Origin of the sequence: Vibrio sp. Isolate22 (assembly GCF_022398115.1) — a bacterium.
Classification (GTDB): domain Bacteria; phylum Pseudomonadota; class Gammaproteobacteria; order Enterobacterales; family Vibrionaceae; genus Vibrio.
Genome location: NZ_JAKEUW010000037.1, coordinates 26,177 through 48,940, shown reverse-complemented (window position 1 = coordinate 48,940; position 22,764 = coordinate 26,177). Strand labels below are relative to the sequence as shown.

Genomic DNA, 22,764 nt, shown 5'->3' with positions numbered 1-22,764 from the left:
GCTAAGTTCGGAATCGATAACCGCTGAAAGCATCTAAGCGGGAAGCGAGCCCTGAGATGAGTTTTCCCTGACGCTTTAAGCGTCCTAAAGGGTTGTTCAAGACTAGAACGTTGATAGGCAGGGTGTGTAAGCGCTGTGAGGCGTTGAGCTAACCTGTACTAATTGCCCGTGAGGCTTAACCATACAACACCCAAGGGGTTTTGATGGACTCAAAGATACAAACGCTTGAATGAGTTTGAAGAGAACAAGCAACAGCTTTCCGAATTTTAAAATTTTGCTTGGCGACCATAGCATTGTGGACCCACCTGATTCCATGCCGAACTCAGAAGTGAAACACAATAGCGCCGATGGTAGTGTGGGGCTTCCCCATGTGAGAGTAGGACATCGCCAGGCTTTAATTTCGACTTTGCTTAGAATCTAAGCAAGTCACCATAAAGTTCTAAATAAACTTAGAGTTTTATGTTGACTTACAGAGTCAATCGCGTATCATACGCATCCGCTTCGACGCTAAAGCGTTGATAGCAAAGCTCTTTAACAATTTAAACCTATCAATCTGTGTGGGCACTCGTTGATGAATATCAAAAAATGAAACTCCGGTTTCAACTTGATTTCAATGAACTGAGTGACCAATCGATAATTTATTATCGGCACAGTCAATTCATTATCATTCTGTTGGAATGATAATAGCTTTAAAATTACACAGTAGTTTTGAAGTCAGTATTCGTTGAGTCACAAAATCTTAAATTGAAGAGTTTGATCATGGCTCAGATTGAACGCNGTTTCAACTTGATTTCAATGAACTGAGTGACCAATCGATAATTTATTATCGGCACAGTCAATTCATTATCATTCTGTTGGAATGATAATAGCTTTAAAATTACACAGTAGTTTTGAAGTCAGTATTCGTTGAGTCACAAAATCTTAAATTGAAGAGTTTGATCATGGCTCAGATTGAACGCTGGCGGCAGGCCTAACACATGCAAGTCGAGCGGAAACGAGTTATCTGAACCTTCGGGGAACGATAACGGCGTCGAGCGGCGGACGGGTGAGTAATGCCTAGGAAATTGCCTTGATGTGGGGGATAACCATTGGAAACGATGGCTAATACCGCATAATGCCTACGGGCCAAAGAGGGGGACCTTCGGGCCTCTCGCGTCAAGATATGCCTAGGTGGGATTAGCTAGTTGGTGAGCCATTACCTCACCAACTAGCTAATCCCACCTAGGCATATCTTGACGCGAGAGGCCCGAAGGTCCCCCTCTTTGGCCCGTAGGCATTATGCGGTATTAGCCATCGTTTCCAATGGTTATCCCCCACATCAAGGCAATTTCCTAGGCATTACTCACCCGTCCGCCGCTCGACGCCGTTATCGTTCCCCGAAGGTTCAGATAACTCGTTTCCGCTCGACTTGCATGTGTTAGGCCTGCCGCCAGCGTTCAATCTGAGCCATGATCAAACTCTTCAATTTAAGATTTTGTCGACTCAATGAATACTGATTACATTCTCTTCGCTTAATAAAAAGCTAAGTAATTTTGAATTGACTGTGCCGAATCTTTCGATTCGAATTGGTCACTCAGTTCATTGAAATCAATGTGATTCCTAAGAATCAATTTTTGATATTCATCAACGAGTGCCCACACAGATTGATAGGTTTAAATTGTTAAAGAGCTTAACTTCTTAAGCGTTCCTTTTCAGTAAGGAGCCTTTCGAAGTGGACGGTCATTCTAGCGAATTGGGATTCAGTGTCAAACACTTTTTCCTGCTAATTTTTTAAGCATCTTAAATGCTTATTTGCCGTTTCGTTGCTTTGTTCAAACTGCTTAGTTATCCCTGACAACGGAGGCGCATTATAGAGAGAATAATCTTGTGCACAAGGCTTAAAACGAAAAAAAGCCGCCACTGGCGACTGTTCGAATAGTATTTATACAAAGCGTTCGAAATAGGTACGATTTCGCCTAAATTTAGCGAATCGTACCTATTGTTTCGGCGCCAATTACTGGTGAGCAATAATTCTGTCGTTATTAACTAGTAGCTGCACTTTTTTATCCGGGTTAATTTTTCCGGCAAGTATCGCTTTCGCTAATGGGTTCTCGACACTTTGTTGAATCGCTCGTTTCAGAGGTCTTGCTCCATATACTGGATCAAAGCCAACTTGAGAAATTAGCTTCAGTGCTTTTTCCGACACCTCAAGTTCATATCCATTCTCCTCCATTCGCTTGCTCAAATGTTGAAGCTGAATAGAAGCAATTGATTGAATGTGCTCTTGACCTAGTGGATGGAATACCACGCTTTCATCAACACGGTTCAAAAACTCTGGTCGGAAATGTTTACCGACCACTTCCATCACTTCATTTTTGATGCCTTGGTAATCAAGCGTATTGAAGTTTTCTTGGATTCTTGAAGAGCCCAAGTTTGATGTCATGATCACGACCGTATTTCTGAAGTCGACCGTACGACCTTGTCCGTCGGTTAGGCGCCCGTCATCAAGAACCTGAAGTAAAATATTGAAAACATCTGGGTGCGCTTTCTCAATTTCATCTAACAAGATTACTGAATATGGTTTACGACGCACAGCTTCCGTTAAGTAGCCACCTTCCTCATAACCAACATAGCCAGGAGGTGCGCCAACTAAACGAGCAACAGAGTGTTTCTCCATAAATTCAGACATGTCGATACGTACCATTGCATCGTCACTATCAAACATGAAGTTAGCGAGCGTTTTACAAAGCTCCGTTTTACCTACCCCTGTTGGGCCAAGAAATAGGAACGAACCAATTGGCTTATTCGGATCCGATAAACCAGCACGGCTACGACGAATCGCATTCGAAACCACTTCTACCGCTTCGCCTTGGCCAATAACTCGCTTATGCAGAACACCTTCCATCTTGAGAAGCTTCTCTTTTTCTGCTTCTAACATCTTGGAAACCGGAATCCCCGTTTGCTTTGATAAAACATCTGCAATTTCTGCGTCAGTAACCTTATTACGTAATAAAGTCATCTCCTGCATTTCAGCTTGAGTAGCAAGGTCTAGTTGCTTCTCCAACTCTGGGATACGACCATATTGCAGTTCAGACATTCGATTTAGATCACCAGCACGTCTTGCAAAATCCATATCCATACGAGCTTGTTCTAGCTCTGATTTGATATGTTGCGTGCCAGACAATGCTGCTTTCTCAGCGTTCCACACTTCTTCAAGTTCAGCAAAATCACGTTCTTTATCTGAAAGCTCCGCTTGTAAGGTGCGAAGACGCTTTTCACTGGCTTCATCGTTCTCATTAGTCAGCGCTTGCTGCTCGATCTTAAGCTGAATGATCTTACGCTCGAGTTTATCCAGAGATTCAGGTTTTGAATCAATCTGCATACGAATACTCGATGCGGCTTCATCAATCAGGTCAATGGCTTTATCTGGCAGTTGACGATCAGAAACATATCGGTGAGATAGTGTTGCTGCAGCGACAATAGCAGGATCGGTAATTTCTACATGATGGTGAAGTTCATAACGTTCTTTCAAACCACGAAGAATTGCCACCGTATCTTCAACCGTTGGTTCATCGACAAGCACTTTTTGGAAACGGCGCTCTAACGCAGGGTCTTTCTCTATATACTGACGGTATTCATCAAGGGTCGTTGCGCCAACGCAGTGGAGTTCACCACGAGCCAATGCTGGTTTCAGCATGTTACCCGCATCCATAGAGCCTTCACCTTTACCAGCGCCGACCATGGTATGAATTTCATCGATGAAGAGAATGATATTGCCCTCTTCTTTAGACAACTCATTGAGAACTGACTTCAAACGCTCTTCAAACTCACCACGGTATTTAGCACCAGCGACCAAAGCGCCCATGTCTAATGACAGTACGCGTCGGCCTCTTAAACCTTCCGGCACTTCATTATTAATAATGCGCTGAGCCAAGCCTTCAACGATAGCTGTCTTACCTACACCTGGTTCACCAATAATTACTGGGTTGTTCTTAGTACGACGCTGAAGTACTTGGATGGTACGACGGATTTCGTCATCTCGACCGATAACAGGGTCGAGCTTGCCTTGCTCTGCTCTTTCAGTCAGATCAATGGTGAATTTCTCTAATGCTTGGCGTCGGTCTTCGGCATTTGGGTCATCAACTTTTTGACCACCACGAACCTGCTCGATAGCTTGAGATAATTTTTGCTCAGTAAGACCTAGCTCTTTAAGCAGGTTACCTAAAGGACCTTTATCTTCAATTGCGGCAAGTAGGAAGACTTCCGAAGAAATGTATGTGTCTTGGCGCTTTTGTGCCACTTTGTCACATAGATTGAACAGAGTACCCATTGCATTCGAAAGCTGAACATCACCACCGATACCGCTTACTTTCGGTACACGGTCTAATATTTCGCTTAGTTTTGAACGCAACTGAACCACATCAATATTCAACATGGTAAGTAATGGACGAATCGCACTACCATCTTGATTTAATAGCGACACCATTAGGTGTACAGGCTCTATATATTGGTGATCACGACCTAATGCGAGCGACTGAGCATCAGATATCGCAATTTGAAATTTACTAGTGAATCGATCGAGACGCATGCCAACCTTCCTACTCTTAGATATGTTTATCTTATGGTTAGAAGATGGATACGGTAACGCGGATTTTCAAGGGATAGGAATGAAGAATAGAGTTTATATAAAAATATAATTGCGCTGGATAAAAGCGGACACTGACTAAACGTTACTCTAGCCAAATAAAGGTAGCCTGACGGCCAGTAACGCCATCTCGACGATAAGAATAGAAAGCGTCGGAATCGGCAAAAGTACAAAGGTTCGAATCCGTCACTTGCGAAACACCCACTTTAGTAAGTCGTTGTGTAGCAAGCTGAGACATGTTCGCTAACCATTTGCCCAGTTCAGTTTTCGCTTTGAATGCAAGCTTGGCTTGAGGGTCGAAACCAACGAAAGCTTCTAACACATCATCACCAACCTCAAAGGCTTGTTTGCCAATCGCAGGGCCTAGCCAAGCAATGAGCTGGTTGTCAGAGCTGAGATTAGAAAACTTTGCGACTGCATTTTCAAGAATACCACCAGCAAGACCACGCCATCCGGCATGAACTGCAGCAACTTGAGTGCCTTTAGTATCAGTAAGAATCACTGGTAAACAATCCGCCGTCATCGCTGAACAAACCACGCCACTCGCAGTGGTGAAAGCTCCATCAGCATCGAGAACATTGGTTGTTGGATCTAAAACCGTAACCACATCAGTAGAATGTGTTTGGTTGAGCCATACCGGAGCTGCGGGCATGTTAGCGTGTTGCGTAAGCCACATTCGGTTACGTTCAACAAGTGAAGCATCATCCCCAACATGCATACCGAGGTTTAGCCCTTGATATGCATCAGCAGAAAAACCACCAACACGCGTCGAAGCAAAGGCCTTCACGTTACTTGGTGCGTTCCAGTTAGGGATGATCATCGACATAATTAAATGTCTTCTTCTAGGTTATCGCGAGCATCAACACGTAGTGCTTCAGCCATCACAACCATGTCATTTGGCACAGGTGCGTGGAACTCAACTTCTTCGCCCGTAATTGGGTGAACAAATTTAAGCATAACCGCGTGTAGTGCTTGACGATCAAAAGCACGAATCATCTTCGTTAGTTCTTCTGATGCGCCTTTTGGAATACGTGCACGACCGCCATATGCAATATCACCTAGCAGTGGATGCTGAAGGTAAGACATGTGTACACGGATTTGGTGAGTACGACCCGTTTCTAGGCGTAGACGAATACGTGTATGTTCACGGAAGTGTTCAGCAACGCGGTAGTGAGTTACCGCTGGCTTACCCGTTTCATTCACAGCCATCAAAGTACGCTTGGTTGCGTGGCGGCTAATGCCTTTTTCTACCATGCCACCAGCGGTCATTTTGCCGATTGCAATCGCTTCGTATTCACGAGTAATACGACGCTTAGCCAATGCACGAACAAGACGTGTCTGAGCTGGTACTGTTTTAGCAACAACCATAAGACCTGTTGTGTCTTTATCGAGACGGTGAACAATACCTGCACGAGGTACTTCAGCGATTTGTGGGTAGTGGTGCAGTAACGCGTTTAGCACGGTTCCATCCGGCGTACCTGCTCCTGGGTGAACAACAAAATCACGTGGTTTGTTGATCACCAGTAGATGTTCATCTTCAAAGACAATGTCTAGAGGAATGTCTTGTGCTTCCCAGCGCTCTTCATCTTCAAGTTCAGCTTGTAAGATGATCTCTTCTCCGCCCATAACCTTAACGCGTGGCTTGGTAATAACTTCGCCATCCACTTGGACTTTGCCGTCAAGAAGCCACTCTTTAATACGAGAGCGAGAAAAATCGGTAAATAGTTCAGCGACAGCTTGGTCTAAACGTTGACCTAACTGGCTGCTTTTTACTGTGTCTGTTAATGTGATCTGCTGAGCCATATCGAACTTTTTTAAAAACCGTGAGACTAATACCCATTAGTATGGATAAAATAGAATAATTGCATCATTGTATCTGTTACTGGTTAGAAAGTAACGGAAGCTTACGAAATATTTAATTCAAGGAATCGACGCCTGACATGAAACACCTTACTTTAGCGGGTCTATTAGCCGTATCACTCTTGGCTGGTTGTTCAAGTACCGAAGAGATAGTGCCAGATGTACCGCCATCGGTTCTCTACTCTGAGGCGCAAGAATCGCTGCAAAGTGGTAGCTGGCTTTCTGCCATTGAAAAGCTAGAAGCCCTAGACTCTCGTTACCCTTTCGGCGCCTATTCTGAACAAGTACAGCTAGACCTGATTTACGCTTACTACAAAAATGATGACCTAGCACTTGGCCTAGCGACCATTTCACGTTTCTTGCGTTTAAACCCAACTCACGAAAAACAAGACTGGGTTCTTTACATGCGCGGCCTAACGCACATGGCACAAGACAGAAACTTTATGCACGATATTTTTAATATCGATCGTAGCGACCGAGATCCTGAGCCAGTAAAACTCGCTTTTGCTGATTTCAAACGACTACTAGAGCGCTTCCCTGCAAGCCCTTACGCAGAAGATGCACAAAAACGCATGTTCGCACTTAAAAACCGTTTGGCAGATTACGACCTAGCAACGGCAGATTTCTATCTGCGTCGTGAAGCTTGGATCGCTGCAATCAATAGAACGCAAGAACTGCAAAAGACTTACCCAGATACTATCGCTGCGCGTAAGTCTCTAAAAATTCAGCTAGAGGCCTACAAACAGCTTGGCCTTGAGGATGCGGTTCAAAGAACAGAAGCCTTGATTGAGCTAAATCCACTACCTTAGCCAACCATTCGTTCATGACTTGAAAAGTGCGCTAATTCATTAGCGCGCTTTTTTTAAACCCATTCCACGAACTTGATGAATCGCACAATACACGGTATCTTCAATAAATAACTTTTAACAAAACATCAACATGGAGTGTGGATGTGAGTAGGTTGTTTTTATTTATTGGGATCGTGCTATTTAGCCAATTTTCCCACGCATTAGAACTCTCGCCATTAAGCAATAAGCCTTACATGGGGGACCTCGATGTACTCAAAACCAAAGGAACGGTGAGAGTGCTCGTCTCTGCTGACCTCGGTTTCTACTATATAGAAGATGGCAAGCCCAAAGGCATCGTTGCCGAGATGCTTTACCATTTCGAAAAAAGTCTTCGTAAGAAGCACCCTTACCTGAACGTTCAAATTATTCCTGTGCAGCGGGATGACCTGCTCCCCTCTTTACAGTCAGGCTATGGCGATGTTGCTGTTGCAAACCTGACCGTCACAGATAAGCGATTAAAGGTAATCGACTTTTCAGATCCTATGATTAAAGACGGTAAAGAGCTCATTATTACAGGCAAGAATTCAGAAGCGATCACCGAGATCAAGCAGCTTAGTGGTAAGGAAGTATGGATTCGGGCCAGCTCTAGTTACTTCGAAAGCGTGCAAAGGGTCAATAAAGAACTCAACGCACTGGGTTTACCGCCACTGCATGTCCACTTCATCGAAGAGTCACTGCAAGACTACGAACTGATCGAACTCGTTAACCAAGGCTATATTCAAGGTACGATTCTAGACAGCCACAAAGCGAAACTCTGGATCGATGTGATGGAAAACATTCAAGTCCATCACGACTTACCTTTACGCGAAAATGGTCAAATAGCGTGGGCGTTAAGAAAAGACAGCCCTCAGCTAAAGAAAGAGATAAACAAATACGTCAAGACAGCTCGAACAGGTACCCTGCTTGGAAACGTGATCTATAAGAAATACATCGATAATACTCGTTGGTTAGGTCGCGCGCTCAACCCGAACAAAGTCGATCGTGTTGCTAAACTGGCGGATGTTTTTGAAAAGTATTCGAGTAAGTATGAATTCGACCCTTTGATGATGTCTGCGCAAGGCTTCCAAGAGTCTGGACTAGATCAAAGCAGAGTCTCCCACCGAGGTGCCATCGGAGTGATGCAGGTTCTCCCTAGCACTGCGAGAGACAAAAACGTCAACATCAAGAATATCCACATCGTCGATAACAACATCCATGCTGGCGTAAAGTACATGCGCTTCATTAAAGATAGATATTTTGATGACCCTGCCATTACTCCAGATAACCAGATTTACTTTACTCTCGCCTCCTATAACGCAGGCCCTGCTAAGATCAGAAAGATGAGGAACCTTGCGAAGAAGAAAGGCTACAACCCGAATATCTGGTTTAAAAACGTAGAGATCATTACTCGTAAATACGTCAGTAAAGAGCCTGTCACCTACGTTGCCAATATCAATCGCTACTTCGTCATATATAAACAGCTAGAAGCAATCAATGCGATTAGAGAGAACGGCACAGCGAGATTGCTCAAAACGAATGATTAGAGCGACTTTAAACTCCAGTCAGGCAAGAAAAGACATTGAGTAAAGACAAAAACACAAAAGCCGCATAAGCAAAGTTATGCGGCTTTTGTTTGTCTAATTCTGAGGAAGCTTACCTAGCGATAAGTGTCACGTGCTCTAGATCACAAAATACTTTTGGATAAATATCCATCAAACACTTTCTGTAAGCTGTAAGACGCCCCTAAAAACTGATTTAATTTTTAGCGAAGCCTTGCCTCCAACTTATCGTTTTTCATAAGGATAACAAGCATTTTTCGCCAAAAAGATATCAAGACTTGCGTAAGATCACATTTGATTTTAATGCTCATTCCACCCAACCAAAACAAGATCTAGATCACATTACCAATTTCCAAAAGTCGTAATCTGAAGTTAACCCATGAGGGATACAACAGAGGAAAACTTCTATGAAAATGAACATCACTGGTAAAAACATCGACATTACCTCTGCAATCCGTGATCACATAGAAAGCAAATTTAAAAAGCTGGATAAATGGCAAGTAGACATCATTGGTTGCCAAGCGAGCTTTAGTGAAGAGCCAAACAAGAAGAAGAAATTTGAAGCGGTAATCACTGTACCAAAAGGACAACTTGTAGCTTCATCAATCCATGACGACCTCTACGTGGCTATCAACGAAGTAGAACAAAAACTAGAGCGTCAACTCAACAAGCTACGCCATAAACCAGAAGCGCGCCGCGCTGAAAAGCCTGAAATCGAAGAGCTAGAAGCTGAAGTAGAATAAGGAAAGATAACAGATTAAAAAATAGCGCCTCAGGGCGCTATTTTTTTGCTTGACGCTCGTAGCTCGCTTGCTTATTGTGTTTAAACATTCATAAAACAATCACTTTTTATGCAAACTCAATCTTTGTTTATTTTTGACTTCTTTTTTCTTCCGTAAACCGGAGGCTAAGTCGTTTTAGAAAAACAAGTCAAAAACGAACAAAAAGCCTCCCAAACTAGGGAGGCTTTTTTATAAGGACACATTTATGACTGACCGCTCAATTTCACTGGATGATATCCGCCTTCGTCTTAATGATTTAGATGACGAACTACTGAAGCTACTTTCAGAACGTCGCAAGCTAAGTATCGAAGTGGCTAAAAGCAAGGTAGAGACATCAAAACCAGTTCGTGATGCAGTAAGAGAACAACAACTGTTAGTTAAACTGATTAACAACGGTAAAGACAAATACGAACTGGACGCTCAGTACATTACTAAGCTGTTTCACACCATCATTGAAGATTCAGTTCTCCTGCAACAGTCATACTTACAAAACCTCGCAAATCCACAAAGCCGTAAACCTTTGGCTCGTGTGGCGTTCCTGGGTTCTAAAGGCTCTTACTCGCACCTTGCAAGCCGCGAATACTTCAGCCGCAAGAATATGGAGTTGATTGAGCTAAACTGTAGCCATTTCAAAGAGGTTGCCTCAACAGTAGAGTCTGGACATGCAGATTACGGTGTATTGCCGATTGAGAACACCAGCTCAGGTTCTATTAACGAAGTGTACGACCTGCTTCAACACACGACGCTTTATATCGTAGGTGAGCTATCTCAACCAATTGAGCACTGCCTAGTTGCTAAAAATGATATCCGTTTAGAAGACATCAAAACCCTCTATTCTCACCCACAACCTCATCAACAATGCAGTGAGTTCTTGAGCCGACTTAAAGATGTCACCCTTGAATCTTGTGCCAGCACAGCTGACGCCATGAAAAAGGTGAAAGATCTGGACGGTGATGATGTCGCGGCGATTGGTAACGCATCGAGCGGTAAGCTTTACGGGCTTCAGCCAATCCAAGGTAACATTGCAAATCAGACAGAGAACCACACGCGTTTCATCGTGGTAGCACGCAAGCCAGTTGAAGTATCAACACAAATTCCAGCGAAGACGACACTAATTATGTCGACTTCACAAGAGGCTGGTTCATTAGTAGAGACACTACTGATTCTGCAACGCTTAGGTATCAACATGACTAAGCTAGAGTCTCGTCCGATTATGGGTAACCCTTGGGAAGAGATGTTCTATGTAGACTTAGAAGCACACCTAGACTCGGATAATATGCAGCAAGCGATCACCGAGCTGACGGCCATTACTCGCCACTTAAAAGTCCTTGGTTGCTACCCAAGCGAAAACATCAAAGCGACTCAGGTTAAGCTGTCGTAGCCGAGAACGAATAACGCTTTCAGCCAATATAAGTATTTGGCCTATGGTAGGCCAAATACTTAAATCACCAATAAGTACACATATCATTTAGTAACAACGCTCTCTTTGGCATTTCCTAGCCTCTAATCACTGGTTTATCGCTCTACGCCACCTCCCCTTTAAGTAGCCCTACGCTTTTCTAATAGAAAACTCATTAGTGGCTTTTTTATCAATAAAGACAAAACCTTACCGCCTTCACAGGAAAGCACCGTACAACGTGTAATTAATAGCGAGCTCACTCCAAGTAACATAAACTTACGCGCTCAAATTTATAAACCATGTTGTGAATAGCCATGAAGCTAAATACGAAAATATTACTTCTGATTGCCCCCGTAATACTGATCAGTACTGCGGCTTCCAGCTATATCATCTACTCAACTCAAAAAAACAGCTTCATCAAACGCGAAGACAACGCTCTGCAATTAAGCATGGAAAAACTGGCCGGACACTTTCGCCAGTCACGTTCGTTTCTGAACAGCTATTCTTACGCGCTCACTAAAAGTGACATGATTAAACGCTTCTTCTTGGCTGAAGAGAACCCTAGCCAAGAGCTCGCACTCATCGATGACCTGCACGAAACCGTTAAGTTATTGCAAGATGGCGACTACAGCTTTACCGGACTTGCTCTGCTAGACAGTGATCGCACCGTCAGCTATTACGCCGAAAATAGCCGAGATCCCTTTGCAGGGATGGATCCTAAAGTCTTAGAGTTCGTTGAACATCAATATCAAGAAAAACGAGCAACTTCGGGTACTGACTACATCCAAAACTCACAAGGTGAAGGTGTGCTTGTTCACTATGAAGTACTCGATAAAAAGAGCGTTTCCGCTCCGATAAGCGAACAACTCAACGATGTGTTTTTTCTCGTCGTATCTGTTTCTCTCGATAAGTTTAATTCACTACGAAAACAGATAGAGTTTGACTATCAAACCAGCCTTTTCTTTACCGATGAGCCGATATCCCTAGGAAATGGCTTAACTCAATCAGTAAAACTAGGGCCTGAATTTTACGCAACACTCGATCCCGCTCATTTTTTGTTGGACAACAAACTCAAATCCATCTGGAATGAGCTCAGCGTGTCGTTTGCTCTTTCTGCTTTTGTCAGTATGGGCTTATTGCTCATGCTTTTATCTCGCTGTGTAATCAATCCAATCACACGTTTGGATAAGCAGCTGCAACAGGTCGAAAAAAAGCAAAGAAAGAACATTGAACGCTTAGGTACAAATGATGAATTAGGCCGCTTATCACAACGCTTTTACGACATGTATCAAGAGCTCGACAATACCTACCAACAAACCAAAGTGTTGGCAGAGAATGACCAACTGACCCAGATCCCCAACCGACTGCAATTTCAGTCGTTTGTTCAGCAATCTCTTCCAGCCCCTGACTCGAAAACCAATACCTGGGTGCTCTATCTCGACTTAGACAACTTCAAGTTTGTGAACGACAAATACGGACACCAAATTGGGGACTCGATTCTCGTCTCCTTTGCTGAGCGCATCACAAAGCTCTGTAGTGAATATCAAGAAAGAGACAACGCTCACTGCATGCCTGCGCGCTTGTCGGGCGATGAGTTTGTTATCTATATCAATGCCCCAGCGAATGCCGACAATATTGCGCATCAGCTCTCGGAAAAATTACTCGCTCCGCTGCAAAAAGGGTTTATCACCGACTCAGGAAGCTTTCCAATCACAGTGAGTATTGGTATCGCGACCTATCCAAATGATGGGCATACCATCGAAAAGCTACTCTCAAACGCTGACACCGCCATGTACCAAGCGAAACATGCTGGTAAGAACCAGTTCGCGGATTACTCGTTAGACTTGGATAAAACCATTCAACGTCAAGCCAATATTGAGCGAGCTCTGAGAGATCAGAACTTTGATGAAGAGTTTAAACTCGTTTACATGCCATATATGGATGCTGCAGGGCACCACGTAATTGGAGTTGAAGTTCTGCTACGTTGGGAGTCAGAACAGCTTGGTACAGTAGCTCCCAATGAGTTTATTCCAATTGCTGAGCAAACAGGGCTGTTCGAACTCGTCGATCGCTGGGTTATCGAGAATGCCTTTGCTTCTTTCCATCAGCTTCAGGCTCAATTTGATCACTCAATTCAGCTGTCCATCAACCTATCTTCGGCCGGGATAGAGACTACGCACCTCGCAGATTTCATTGAGCAACATGCCAAGATTAATGGCATTCCACCAAGCTTGATTGATTTTGAAATCACCGAGACCTTCTATTCAAATTCGCATGGCTTTCCGCTACTCAACGAACTCGCTCGAATGGGCTACCGATTAGCTATTGATGATTTTGGTTCGGGCTATACATCCATAACTCAATTGGTTGAGTACCCGACGCAAAAAATCAAATTGGATAAAGGTTTCTTGGAAGCCTTGATCGAAACAGATAATCAGAACATAGTTAAACCCGTGATCGGACTGTGTCACGCTCAAGGTAAAACCGTGACTGCTGAAGGTATCGAAACCAAAGAGATGCACCAATGGCTACAAGACGCGCATTGCGACATGCTGCAAGGCTTCTACTTTGGTAAACCTATGCCTCTTAATGAGCTAAATGATTGGTATCACGAACACCAACAGCGATTTAAACACCAACAGAACGATTAACACGTACCAACTGAATCAACCGACTATAAGAATCGAACACATGAAATCTGTCATCATCGCCTCGCTAAACCCCGCTAAGATCAATGCTGTCAAAAGTGCTTTTGTCTCTGCATTTCCCAACACCGAGTTTGAGTTCACGGGTGTAAGTGTGCCAAGTGGTGTTGCCGATCAGCCTATGAGTAATGATGAAACCTATCAAGGTGCAGTGAACCGTGTGCACAATGCGACACAACAGCAACTTAATGCGGATTTCTATGTCGGGTTAGAAGCGGGAATCGAAGGCGGTGTCACGTTTGCTTGGATGGTGATTGAATCAAATGGTCAACGTGGAGAGTCTCGCTCGGCAAGCCTGATGTTGCCACCAGCCGTTCTTGAAAAGCTAGAACACGCTAACGAACTTGGGGATGTGATGGATGAAGTGTTTGGTACTGACAATATCAAACAAAAAGGTGGAGCAATTGGTTTACTGACACATAACCAGCTTTCACGTAGCTCGGTCTATCACCAAGCGTTAATCTTAGCGCTGATCCCATTTGTGAACCCTGAACATTTCCCAGCTTAACCAATGAATGCTTCTCAAGCTCTCTAGCAGCTCGATTGTAAGCTCTAGAAACTAAAAAACGCTAACTATCCGTTAGCGTTTTTTCAATTCGCACTCTCACTATTCAGTGATAGCTTCAGCCCAGTATTACTTAAGCAGTAGATCGGCAATAACCGCTTTCTCTTGTTCTGATTTTGCCTTGAGCTCGTTCGAGCCTCTGGTGATGGTTGCCACGCCGACTCCCAACATTTGGCTGACTTGTCTTTGAGACATTTCACCTTTCATTAGCTCACAAAAAATATTAATTCGAGCAACCAGAGCATCTCGCTCATCGGGCGTCATCATCATGGTCAACAACAGTTCATGCTGATCTTTCTCAACCGCTGTCTTAACTAAATCCATGAGTTGTTGCCAGTTATCATATTCAGGTTGTGATGCCATATCTCTACACTTACTTTTAAATTCAGACTTTAAAGAGTCGCTTATCGATTGAAAGCGTTTACCACTTTATACCGAAATACTGGATGTGATCCAATGTAAAAAGGCAGTAAGCGGAAATGGTTCGCACTCACTGCCTTCGATTGTCACTCAGTTTCAGGTCTTATCGGCCTCTAGTATTTAGTTTTCACCTCATGGGGAGCCAAAAACTCACCCTGCTCCCCCAAGATATCTCGATAGTAAGTCTCAAACATCAAGATGTTCTGAACGTAGCCGCGTGTCTCTTTGAACGGAATCATCTCAATAAAAGCAAAGGCATCAAGCTTTTCATCACTACGAGAACGCCATTGTTTCACACGGCTTGGACCTGCATTATAAGCAGCAAAAGCAAAGATACGGTTGTTGTCATATTGAGAAAGCAAGCCATCTAAGTAGTGGCTACCAATTTCGATATTCTTGCCGACATCGTAAAGGTCATCGCTACCCTTGTACTTAATCTTATGCTTGTTCGCTGTGTATTGCGCTGTCTTTGGCATAATTTGCATAACACCACGAGCACCAACTGGAGAACGAGCTTCAGAATCCATCGCACTCTCTTGTCTTGCTAGAGACATCAGGGTGATTGGGTCAATATCATGCTTCTCTGCGTAGAAGTTAAACCACCACTTATGGGCGACCGGGAAACGCAATGCAATGTTATCCCACATTTTCGCGGAAATACTGGCAATGACAGTGAAGTGATTCCAACGCTGTGTCGCAGCGTAAGCGGCCAGCATCTCTTTTTGCTCTTTATCAGCATTGGTCAGTAGCCAGCGCCATTCACTTTTGGCTGCGGCAATTTTATCGCGAGTGATGAGTTCATCGATACGAGTCAGTGAAGTACCAAAAGGCTTCACTGTTTCTGGGTTGTATTTCAACGTAGAGGTTGGATATTGAATCGGTTTACCTAACTGCTTTGCCGCCGCAACACTGTAGAAATTACGCTGACCTAAAATATCAGACAGACGTTGGTTACCCTTTTCAGTATCACCTGTTGCTATTTCAGCCCTGCCTAACCAGTATTGCCAACGCAATGACGCTTGGTGCTTGTCGTCTAGGCGGGCAATCCACTCTTTCAATCCAGTCCAATCGGCATGCTGAATAGCCAAACGGGCACGACGTTCGAGTAAGACTTGTTTCGACGAACTCGCCAACATCTCGTCTCGCCACTCCATCAACTCTTCAGAATCGGTATTGATTAAACGGAAAGTCAGGTAATCAGCGAGCTCTTGAGATTTCTCTTCAGAAAACTTCTGAGCCTTGATGACCTCATCGAATACTTCTTGGGCACTGCTAGCCGATTTTCTTGCGAGTTTCTTAAAAGCAAACTCCGTTTGAGCTTGATAAAACTCATTGGCTGGATGCTTCTTAGCGAATGTGAGCACATTTTCAGGCTTGTTATATAACGCCTTCATCTGCTTAGCTTGAGCAATTGACTCATCATGATCCAATTGCTTGATCAGATAGGTCATCAGCTTACCGTTACGCCCTTCAAACGCTAACAGCATACGCTCTAAAATCAGCTCATCGGTTCTTAAGCCAGCTTGATCCCAACTCTTAAATAACGGGTCGCAAGCGTCATCAACACCCTCGCCGCTCAACCAAAGTTGCTTCGCCCCTTTAAAAGCCAGCTCTTGATTACCTTGCTCATAGTTCGCGCGGTAATAGATGCATTGGTACTTTTCACCCACTGGCTCTTTGGTCTGAAATTCGAGGATGGTTTGCCACTGTTTTCTAGAAGCCAGCACATCTAGATATGGTGCTCGCATACGATTAGAAAATGGCAGTGCTTTGTTCTCTTCAATAAACGCATCCACTTCCGCCGGAGTGCGATCACCTAAGCCAATAAGGAAAGCTCGATAATCGGTGTAAGGCGTGAGAGGGTATGTTTGAATTTTGCTGCGCAGTGCTGAATAAGCTTTTAGATCACGGTTGTCTAAAACCTCTTGCGCTCTATCATAAATATCACGCTGCATTTCTAACTCTGAGGCATTGCTAGCCATAGCCATTGGAGCCAGTGAAACTGAAGACAAGATTGCCGATGCAGCCACAGCAACCTTCGTATTACCAATTCGGAAAAACATTCGCTCTTTCCTTAGTGCGTGTATGAATACGTGAAATCTATTTACGCCCGACATCACATAAAATGTAAAGGAATTGAGTGTAAATATTATTAATATTTAACACTTCATCTAAGAAGCATATTAAATATAGTTTTAATAACCAATGTGACAATAGTAAGTAAGGATTCGTTCAAGAATGGCTTTTCTTTCCTAGGAGTAACATCTTTAGGGATATTGGTATAAAATAGCTAACAATTTTGAACAATAATTAGGATCGATCGGCAATGGCTGAATACGTATATACCATGTCTCGGGTGAGCAAAACTGTTCCACCTAAGCGTCAAATTCTTAAAGACATTTCTCTTAGCTTTTTTCCTGGCGCTAAAATCGGTGTTTTGGGTCTAAATGGTTCAGGTAAATCTACCCTACTACGTATCATGGCTGGTATTGATACTGATATCGATGGCGAAGCTCGTGCACAACAAGGCCTTAACGTAGGTTACCTACCTCAAGAGCCAGTACTAGACGAATCAAAAACGGTTCGCGAAATCGTAGAAGAAGCGGTTTCTGATGTTGCTGACGCACTTAAACGTATAGACGCAGTTTACGCGGCTTATGCAGAACCAGATGCAGATTTCGATGCGCTAGCAAAAGAGCAAGGCGAACTGGAAGCGCTTATCCAAGCAAAAGACGGTCACAACCTAGAAGCTGCTCTAGAGCGCGCTGCAGACGCACTTCGTCTTCCTGAGTGGGACGCTAAGATTGAACACCTTTCTGGTGGTGAGCGTCGTCGTGTTGCTATCTGTCGTCTACTTCTAGAGAAGCCAGACATGCTGCTTCTTGACGAACCAACGAACCACCTGGATGCAGAATCAGTTGCATGGCTTGAGCACTTCCTTGTGGACTACAGCGGTACTGTTGTGGCGATTACCCACGACCGTTACTTCCTAGATAACGCTGCTGGTTGGATTCTAGAGCTTGACCGTGGTGAAGGTATCCCATGGCAAGGTAACTACACGTCTTGGCTAGAGCAAAAAGATGAGCGTCTAAAGCAAGAGAAAGCTGGCGAAAGCGCACGTCAAAAGACTATCGAAAAAGAACTTGAGTGGGTTCGTCAAAACCCTAAAGGTCGTCAAGCTAAATCTAAAGCACGTATGGCTCGTTTTGAAGAACTGACGACTGGCCAATACCAGAAGCGTAACGAAACCAACGAACTGTTCATCCCGCCAGGTGAGCGCCTAGGTGACAAAGTTCTTGAAGTTAAGAACCTAACCAAGTCATACGGTGATCGCGTTCTTATCGATGACCTATCGTTCAGCATGCCTAAGGGTGCAATCGTGGGTATCGTAGGTGCCAACGGTGCGGGTAAATCAACACTATTCAAGATGCTAAGCGGCGCAGAGCAACCAGACTCAGGTACGGTTGAACTGGGTGAAACAGTTAAGCTTGCTTCTGTTGATCAGTTCCGTGACAGCATGGACGACACTAAGACAGTATTCCAAGAGATCTCTGAAGGCGCTGATATCATTAAGATCAACAACTTTGAAATCCCAGCACGTGCATACTGTTCTCGTTTCAACTTCAAAGGCAATGACCAACAGAAGATCATCGGTGAGCTTTCTGGTGGTGAACGTAACCGTGTTCACTTAGCTAAGCTACTAAAAGCGGGCGGTAACGTACTGCTACTCGATGAGCCGACCAACGACCTAGACGTTGAAACGCTACGTGCTCTTGAAGAAGCACTGCTTGAGTTCCCTGGATGTGCAATGGTTATCTCGCACGACCGTTGGTTCCTAGACCGTATTGCGACCCATATCTTAGACTACCGTGATGAAGGTCAAGTTAACTTCTACGAAGGTAACTATACTGAGTACACAGAGTGGCTGAAGAAGACTCTGGGCGCACAAGCGGCGGAACCACACCGCATCAAGTACAAACGTATTGCTAAGTAAATAAGCTTGTATTTTGAACAAAGGCCGCGATAATAGCGGCCTTTGATATATCTGGCTTACGTATTACGTATCGATATAGAGAGAATACTTATGATTGAAAGACGTCAATTTTCACGAGTTATTTATCAAGTTCCGACTGAAATATCACAAGAACACATAAATGCATCAGGCTCAGTGCAAGACTTGTCTCTCCATGGTTTACTCATTCAATGCGATGAATTACAACGATTCAGCCAAGATAGTCCTGTTCACGTTAGCTTTAAGCTGGCCAACAGCGATATCAATATTCAATTAGAAGCAACGATAGTCTCTACCATCAATACCTCAATGCGTTTACGCATAGAGCATTTAGATATTGATAGTATCAGCCACCTTAAGCGCCTTGTTAAGCTTAACGTTGGTGACGATGAACTGCTTTATAGAGAGATTGAACACCTTACCGACTTAGGCAAGGAATAGTGCCTCCATTACCCTTTTTCTATTAGAAGCATTTAGTTAATACAGAACCATGTCTAAAAAAGTTTCCATTACTATTCCCTCAAGCCAAGGGGAACAGACGTTTTACTTCGGTCGAAAAGCCGTACTCTTATGCATGACCTCCCTGCTCTCAGTACCAATTCTGATTGGTGGCGCGACCTACATGCACCTTGAGAGTAAAAACAAGCTGGCTGCACAAGCCGGTGATGCACAAGAGTTAATTGAAACTCTGATTGTTGAAAAAGAACAGACCGAGTTTTTATACGCGGAACAAGTTGAAACCAACCATAACCTATCTCAAGCATTAACTGAGAAAGAGGGTACGATTCAGTTACTCGGTAAGCGTGTATTCGATGTGGAGTCCGTTCTTGGCCTAGCTGATGAAGAATTACACACCGATGAAGTTTCACTAGAAGACCGCATTGATGCTGCAGCCGTCGATTCTGCAGTTAGAGCAACCATGTTCCGCTTAATTCCTAATGATAGTCCGATGGCTTATCAACGTATCTCGTCTTCTTACGGTCGCCGTACTAACCCAATTACCGGCAAACGCCACAACCATACTGGTATCGACCTTACTTGTAAGCGCGGCGAAGATATCTTAGCGCCTGCAGATGGTGTGATTGAAACGGTTCGTCCAAGCAAGAAAGGCTTCGGTAATTTTATCACTATGCGCCATTCATTTGGCTTCATGAGCTCTTACGCGCATCTGCAAAAATTCAAAGTTCGCAGCGGTCAGTTTGTCAGTAAAGGTGATGTGATTGCGAGCTGTGGCAACTCAGGTAACTCAACCGGCCCACACCTGCATTATGAAGTACGCTTCCTTGGCCGCTCATTGAACCCTCAATACTTGATGGATTGGACACCAGAAAACTTCAATTACGTGTTTGAGAAAGAGAAAAAGGTGAAGTGGGGCCCGCTGGTTCAACTTATAGATAACGTGGTTCGCTTGCAGATCAACCTAACTAACGTACCTTACATCAGCTCAACGATCGATACGGTATCCAGCGAAGATAACCGAGTATCGAGCGAGAATAACAAAGCGCCTATCGCGACTAATTAGGGCGTGTTCGTTTGGCCCATGATGATCCAAAAGCACTTTTCCTACCATAGGCCAAATGCATTACGAGCATTCAACACAAACAAAAAGAGCGACCAAATAGTCGCTCTTTTTTATATCTTTAAACCGCGATTAGCCACGATGAATCGAGTCATGTGCTTGTTTTAACAGGCTTTGACTCTCTTGCAAGAATTGCTGTGAGTAGTCACCAAACCAGTCACTCACCTGGTTAAAACTCTCAACGAACTTGGCTTTATCTTTTCCATCTAAAATCTCGAGTGCTTCACCAAAGCAACGGTGGAAGCGACGAATCATCTCAATGTTCTCATCTGAAGATAGGATGATGTCACCGTACAAATTCGGGTCTTGAGCAAACAGACGGCCAACCATCGCAATCTCTAGACGATAGATTGGAGAGCTAAGCTTCAGAAGTTGGTCGATGTTCGGGTTCTCTTTGCTTAGGTGTAGGCCGTAAGCAAAAGAGGTAAAGTGGCGAAGTGCTTGAATTAGAGTCATGCCGTGGTCGTGCTCAGCAGCATCCATCTGGCATAGGCTCGCACCCCAGATACTAAATTGCTCTAGTAGCCATTGGTAGCTTTCAGAACCACGCCCATCACTGTAAACAATTACCTGCTTCGCTAGGCTTGGTACATCTGGGCCAAACATAGGGTGTAGACCAACAACAGGACCTTGGTGCATGTTCATCATTGCTTGCAGCGGTTTTGATTTAATCGATGTTAAATCACAAAGGATACAATCACTTGGCAGATTACCAAGTTTCGCAATCACACCTTCCGTTAAGTGAATTGGAACGGTAACAACCACAAGACCTGCGTTATCTAGGATTTCATCGGCTCTATCCCAATCTTGGCTACCAAGGACTTTCACTTCATAGCCAGAAAGCTTAAACATGCGGCCAAATAAGCCACCAAGCTGACCATTACCACCAACGATAACCACTGAACGCAATTCTGGGTTGAGACACTTAAAACCAGAGTCTTTTTCGCTGGCATAAGATTCACGCATAGTTCGACGCAAAATATCTTCGATGAGCTGTGGTGGAACCCCTATTTTTTCTGCTTCTTGACGACGAGACGCCAACATTGCCGCTTCACGCTCCGGCACATAAATAGGTAATCCATGTTCACTTTTCACTTCACCAACTTTCTCAACGAGAGCAAGTCGCTGAGCCAGTAAATCCAGCATTTGTTTATCGACAGCATCAATTTGGTCGCGTAATTCGTTCAGTTCAACGGCCATTTTATTCCTTACTAATCTATAAGCCCGTACCAACGCCGATTTCGTTAGCAACAGATCTTAAAATGCCCCATTAGATGAGGCACTTAACTTTTAAACTCTGACTAACCTTTCAAACGGTTCTCTAAGAACGGGACTAGTTCCGTATGTGCATGTTTCAATAGTGCCTCAGTTGTGTCCCAATTGATACACGCGTCGGTAATTGAAACGCCGTATTTCATCTCATTGAGAGGTATATCAGAAGATTGGTTTCCTTCGTTGATATGGCTTTCAATCATAAGGCCGATGATCGACTTGTTACCTTCACGAATTTGGTGAATCACATCTTCAGCAACCAGAGGCTGGCGACGGAAATCTTTGCGAGAGTTTGCATGGCTACAGTCAACCATCAGTGCCGCTTCTAAACCAGACTTACCAAGCTCTTGCTCACATTCGTGTACGGATACTGAATCGTAGTTCGTTTGCTTACCACCACGTAAAATAACATGACCATTTGGGTTGCCTTGCGTGGTTAGTAGTGCAACTTGACCTTCACGGCTGATACCCATGAAACGGTGGCTAGAAGAAGCCGCCTGCATCGCATTGATTGCTGTGCCTAGGTTGCCATCGGTACCATTCTTAAAGCCGATTGGCATTGAAAGGCCACTTGCCATTTCACGGTGCGTTTGTGATTCAGTTGTACGTGCGCCGATCGCTGCCCAGCTGAATGTATCTGCTAGGTACTGCGGGCTGATTGGGTCTAGCGCTTCTGTTGCCAGTGGAATTTCCATCTCAGCAAGTTCAACCAGTAGCTCACGACCTACATGCAAACCATGCTCAATCTCGAAAGTACCATCTAGATGAGGGTCGTTGATTAAACCTTTCCAGCCCACCGTAGTACGAGGCTTTTCAAAGTAAACACGCATAACAATATACAGTTGATCGCTAAGTTGCTCAGATAAAGCTTTTAGGCGTTTCGCGTACTCTTTTGCCGCTTCAACATCATGGATAGAACACGGACCACATACAACCAGCATGCGATGATCTTTCTTATGGATGATGTTTGCGATAGTTTGACGAGACTCTTGAATGAAACGACGAGCATTATCACTCAAAGGCAGTTTTGCTTTTAACTCCTCAGGAGTAATCAGTACCTGTTCGTCGATAATATTGACATTGCTTAATTCACTTTTCTGCATAACTCAACCTGTATATTTACTTTTACACCCAACATTTCCATTTGGGTTAACAATCTT

General features: G+C 44.0%; 15 protein-coding genes, 2 rRNA genes, 1 pseudogene and 2 other annotated features. Of the genes and pseudogenes, 11 read left to right on the top strand and 7 right to left on the bottom strand.

What is annotated here, in order from left to right:
* Together L1D55_RS18445 and rrf are read left to right on the top strand one after the other, a co-directional pair.
* A 23S ribosomal RNA gene (locus L1D55_RS18445) occupies positions 1–183 on the top strand; the annotation flags it as partial.
* Between the two features lie 94 nt (positions 184–277).
* Positions 278–393 (top strand): 5S ribosomal RNA (gene rrf / locus L1D55_RS18440).
* Positions 394–950: 557 nt separating this feature from the next.
* Positions 951–1,460: a sequence feature (most likely nonfunctional fraction of RNA operon), on the bottom strand.
* A gap of 533 nt (positions 1,461–1,993) precedes the next feature.
* Here rrf and clpB read toward each other — a convergent pair.
* From clpB to rluD, 3 genes are all read right to left on the bottom strand, one after another.
* Positions 1,994–4,567, bottom strand: a complete 2,574-nt coding sequence (gene clpB / locus L1D55_RS18435) for an ATP-dependent chaperone ClpB (RefSeq protein ID WP_102424436.1) — start codon at positions 4,565–4,567, stop codon at positions 1,994–1,996.
* Between the two features lie 142 nt (positions 4,568–4,709).
* A complete protein-coding gene (gene pgeF, locus L1D55_RS18430) occupies positions 4,710–5,450 on the bottom strand; it encodes a peptidoglycan editing factor PgeF (RefSeq protein ID WP_239918404.1) in 741 nt (246 codons plus the stop codon).
* A gap of 2 nt (positions 5,451–5,452) precedes the next feature.
* Positions 5,453–6,427, bottom strand: a complete 975-nt coding sequence (rluD, locus tag L1D55_RS18425) for a 23S rRNA pseudouridine(1911/1915/1917) synthase RluD (RefSeq protein ID WP_004739484.1) — start codon at positions 6,425–6,427, stop codon at positions 5,453–5,455.
* A gap of 137 nt (positions 6,428–6,564) precedes the next feature.
* Between rluD and L1D55_RS18420 the strand changes: the two genes are divergently transcribed.
* From L1D55_RS18420 to yjjX, 6 genes and pseudogenes are all read left to right on the top strand, one after another.
* Complete coding sequence (locus L1D55_RS18420; RefSeq protein WP_004739486.1) at positions 6,565–7,293, top strand: outer membrane protein assembly factor BamD; 729 nt, start codon at positions 6,565–6,567, stop codon at positions 7,291–7,293.
* Positions 7,294–7,430: 137 nt separating this feature from the next.
* Positions 7,431–8,855 carry a lytic transglycosylase F gene (locus tag L1D55_RS18415; RefSeq protein WP_345772786.1) on the top strand — a complete coding sequence of 475 codons (1,425 nt, stop codon included), beginning with the start codon at positions 7,431–7,433 and terminating at the stop codon, positions 8,853–8,855.
* Positions 8,856–9,277: 422 nt separating this feature from the next.
* Positions 9,278–9,613 (top strand): ribosome-associated translation inhibitor RaiA, encoded by a 336-nt coding sequence (raiA, locus tag L1D55_RS18410; RefSeq protein ID WP_004739490.1) that lies wholly within the window; start codon positions 9,278–9,280, stop codon positions 9,611–9,613.
* Positions 9,614–9,723: 110 nt separating this feature from the next.
* Positions 9,724–9,845, top strand: a sequence feature (Phe leader region).
* Positions 9,846–9,857: 12 nt separating this feature from the next.
* Positions 9,858–11,033 carry a prephenate dehydratase gene (pheA, locus tag L1D55_RS18405; RefSeq protein WP_004739491.1) on the top strand — a complete coding sequence of 392 codons (1,176 nt, stop codon included), beginning with the start codon at positions 9,858–9,860 and terminating at the stop codon, positions 11,031–11,033.
* A 332-nt stretch (positions 11,034–11,365) separates the two neighbouring features.
* Positions 11,366–13,780, top strand: a pseudogene (locus L1D55_RS18400) (GGDEF and EAL domain-containing protein).
* Positions 13,743–14,264: an inosine/xanthosine triphosphatase gene (gene yjjX, locus L1D55_RS18395; RefSeq protein ID WP_239918403.1), complete on the top strand. Its 522-nt coding sequence runs from the start codon at positions 13,743–13,745 to the stop codon at positions 14,262–14,264. Before L1D55_RS18400 ends, yjjX begins: the two are co-directional and overlap by 38 nt.
* 126 nt (positions 14,265–14,390) lie before the next feature.
* On the opposite strand, the gene trpR is transcribed toward yjjX, so the two are convergent.
* Positions 14,391–14,684: a trp operon repressor gene (trpR, locus tag L1D55_RS18390; protein WP_004739494.1), complete on the bottom strand. Its 294-nt coding sequence runs from the start codon at positions 14,682–14,684 to the stop codon at positions 14,391–14,393.
* 170 nt (positions 14,685–14,854) lie between these two features.
* Positions 14,855–16,804 (bottom strand): murein transglycosylase, encoded by a 1,950-nt coding sequence (sltY, locus tag L1D55_RS18385; protein ID WP_239918402.1) that lies wholly within the window; start codon positions 16,802–16,804, stop codon positions 14,855–14,857.
* Between the two features lie 263 nt (positions 16,805–17,067).
* Here sltY and ettA point away from each other — a divergent pair, with 263 nt between their 5' ends.
* From ettA to L1D55_RS18370, 3 genes are all read left to right on the top strand, one after another.
* On the top strand, positions 17,068–18,735 hold the full coding sequence (ettA, locus tag L1D55_RS18380) for an energy-dependent translational throttle protein EttA (RefSeq protein ID WP_004739497.1): 1,668 nt from the start codon (positions 17,068–17,070) through the stop codon (positions 18,733–18,735).
* Between the two features lie 90 nt (positions 18,736–18,825).
* Complete coding sequence (locus L1D55_RS18375) at positions 18,826–19,194, top strand: PilZ domain-containing protein (RefSeq protein WP_239918401.1); 369 nt, start codon at positions 18,826–18,828, stop codon at positions 19,192–19,194.
* A 49-nt stretch (positions 19,195–19,243) separates the two neighbouring features.
* On the top strand, positions 19,244–20,275 hold the full coding sequence (locus tag L1D55_RS18370; protein WP_239918400.1) for a M23 family metallopeptidase: 1,032 nt from the start codon (positions 19,244–19,246) through the stop codon (positions 20,273–20,275).
* Between the two features lie 129 nt (positions 20,276–20,404).
* Here L1D55_RS18370 and tyrA read toward each other — a convergent pair whose 3' ends face one another.
* Both tyrA and L1D55_RS18360 read right to left on the bottom strand, forming a co-directional pair.
* Positions 20,405–21,532 carry a bifunctional chorismate mutase/prephenate dehydrogenase gene (gene tyrA, locus L1D55_RS18365; protein ID WP_239918399.1) on the bottom strand — a complete coding sequence of 376 codons (1,128 nt, stop codon included), beginning with the start codon at positions 21,530–21,532 and terminating at the stop codon, positions 20,405–20,407.
* 101 nt (positions 21,533–21,633) lie between these two features.
* The gene (locus L1D55_RS18360) at positions 21,634–22,707 is read right to left on the bottom strand and encodes a 3-deoxy-7-phosphoheptulonate synthase (RefSeq protein ID WP_239918398.1); all 1,074 of its coding nucleotides are present in this window, start codon (positions 22,705–22,707) and stop codon (positions 21,634–21,636) included.
* Positions 22,708–22,764 lie beyond the last annotated feature (57 nt).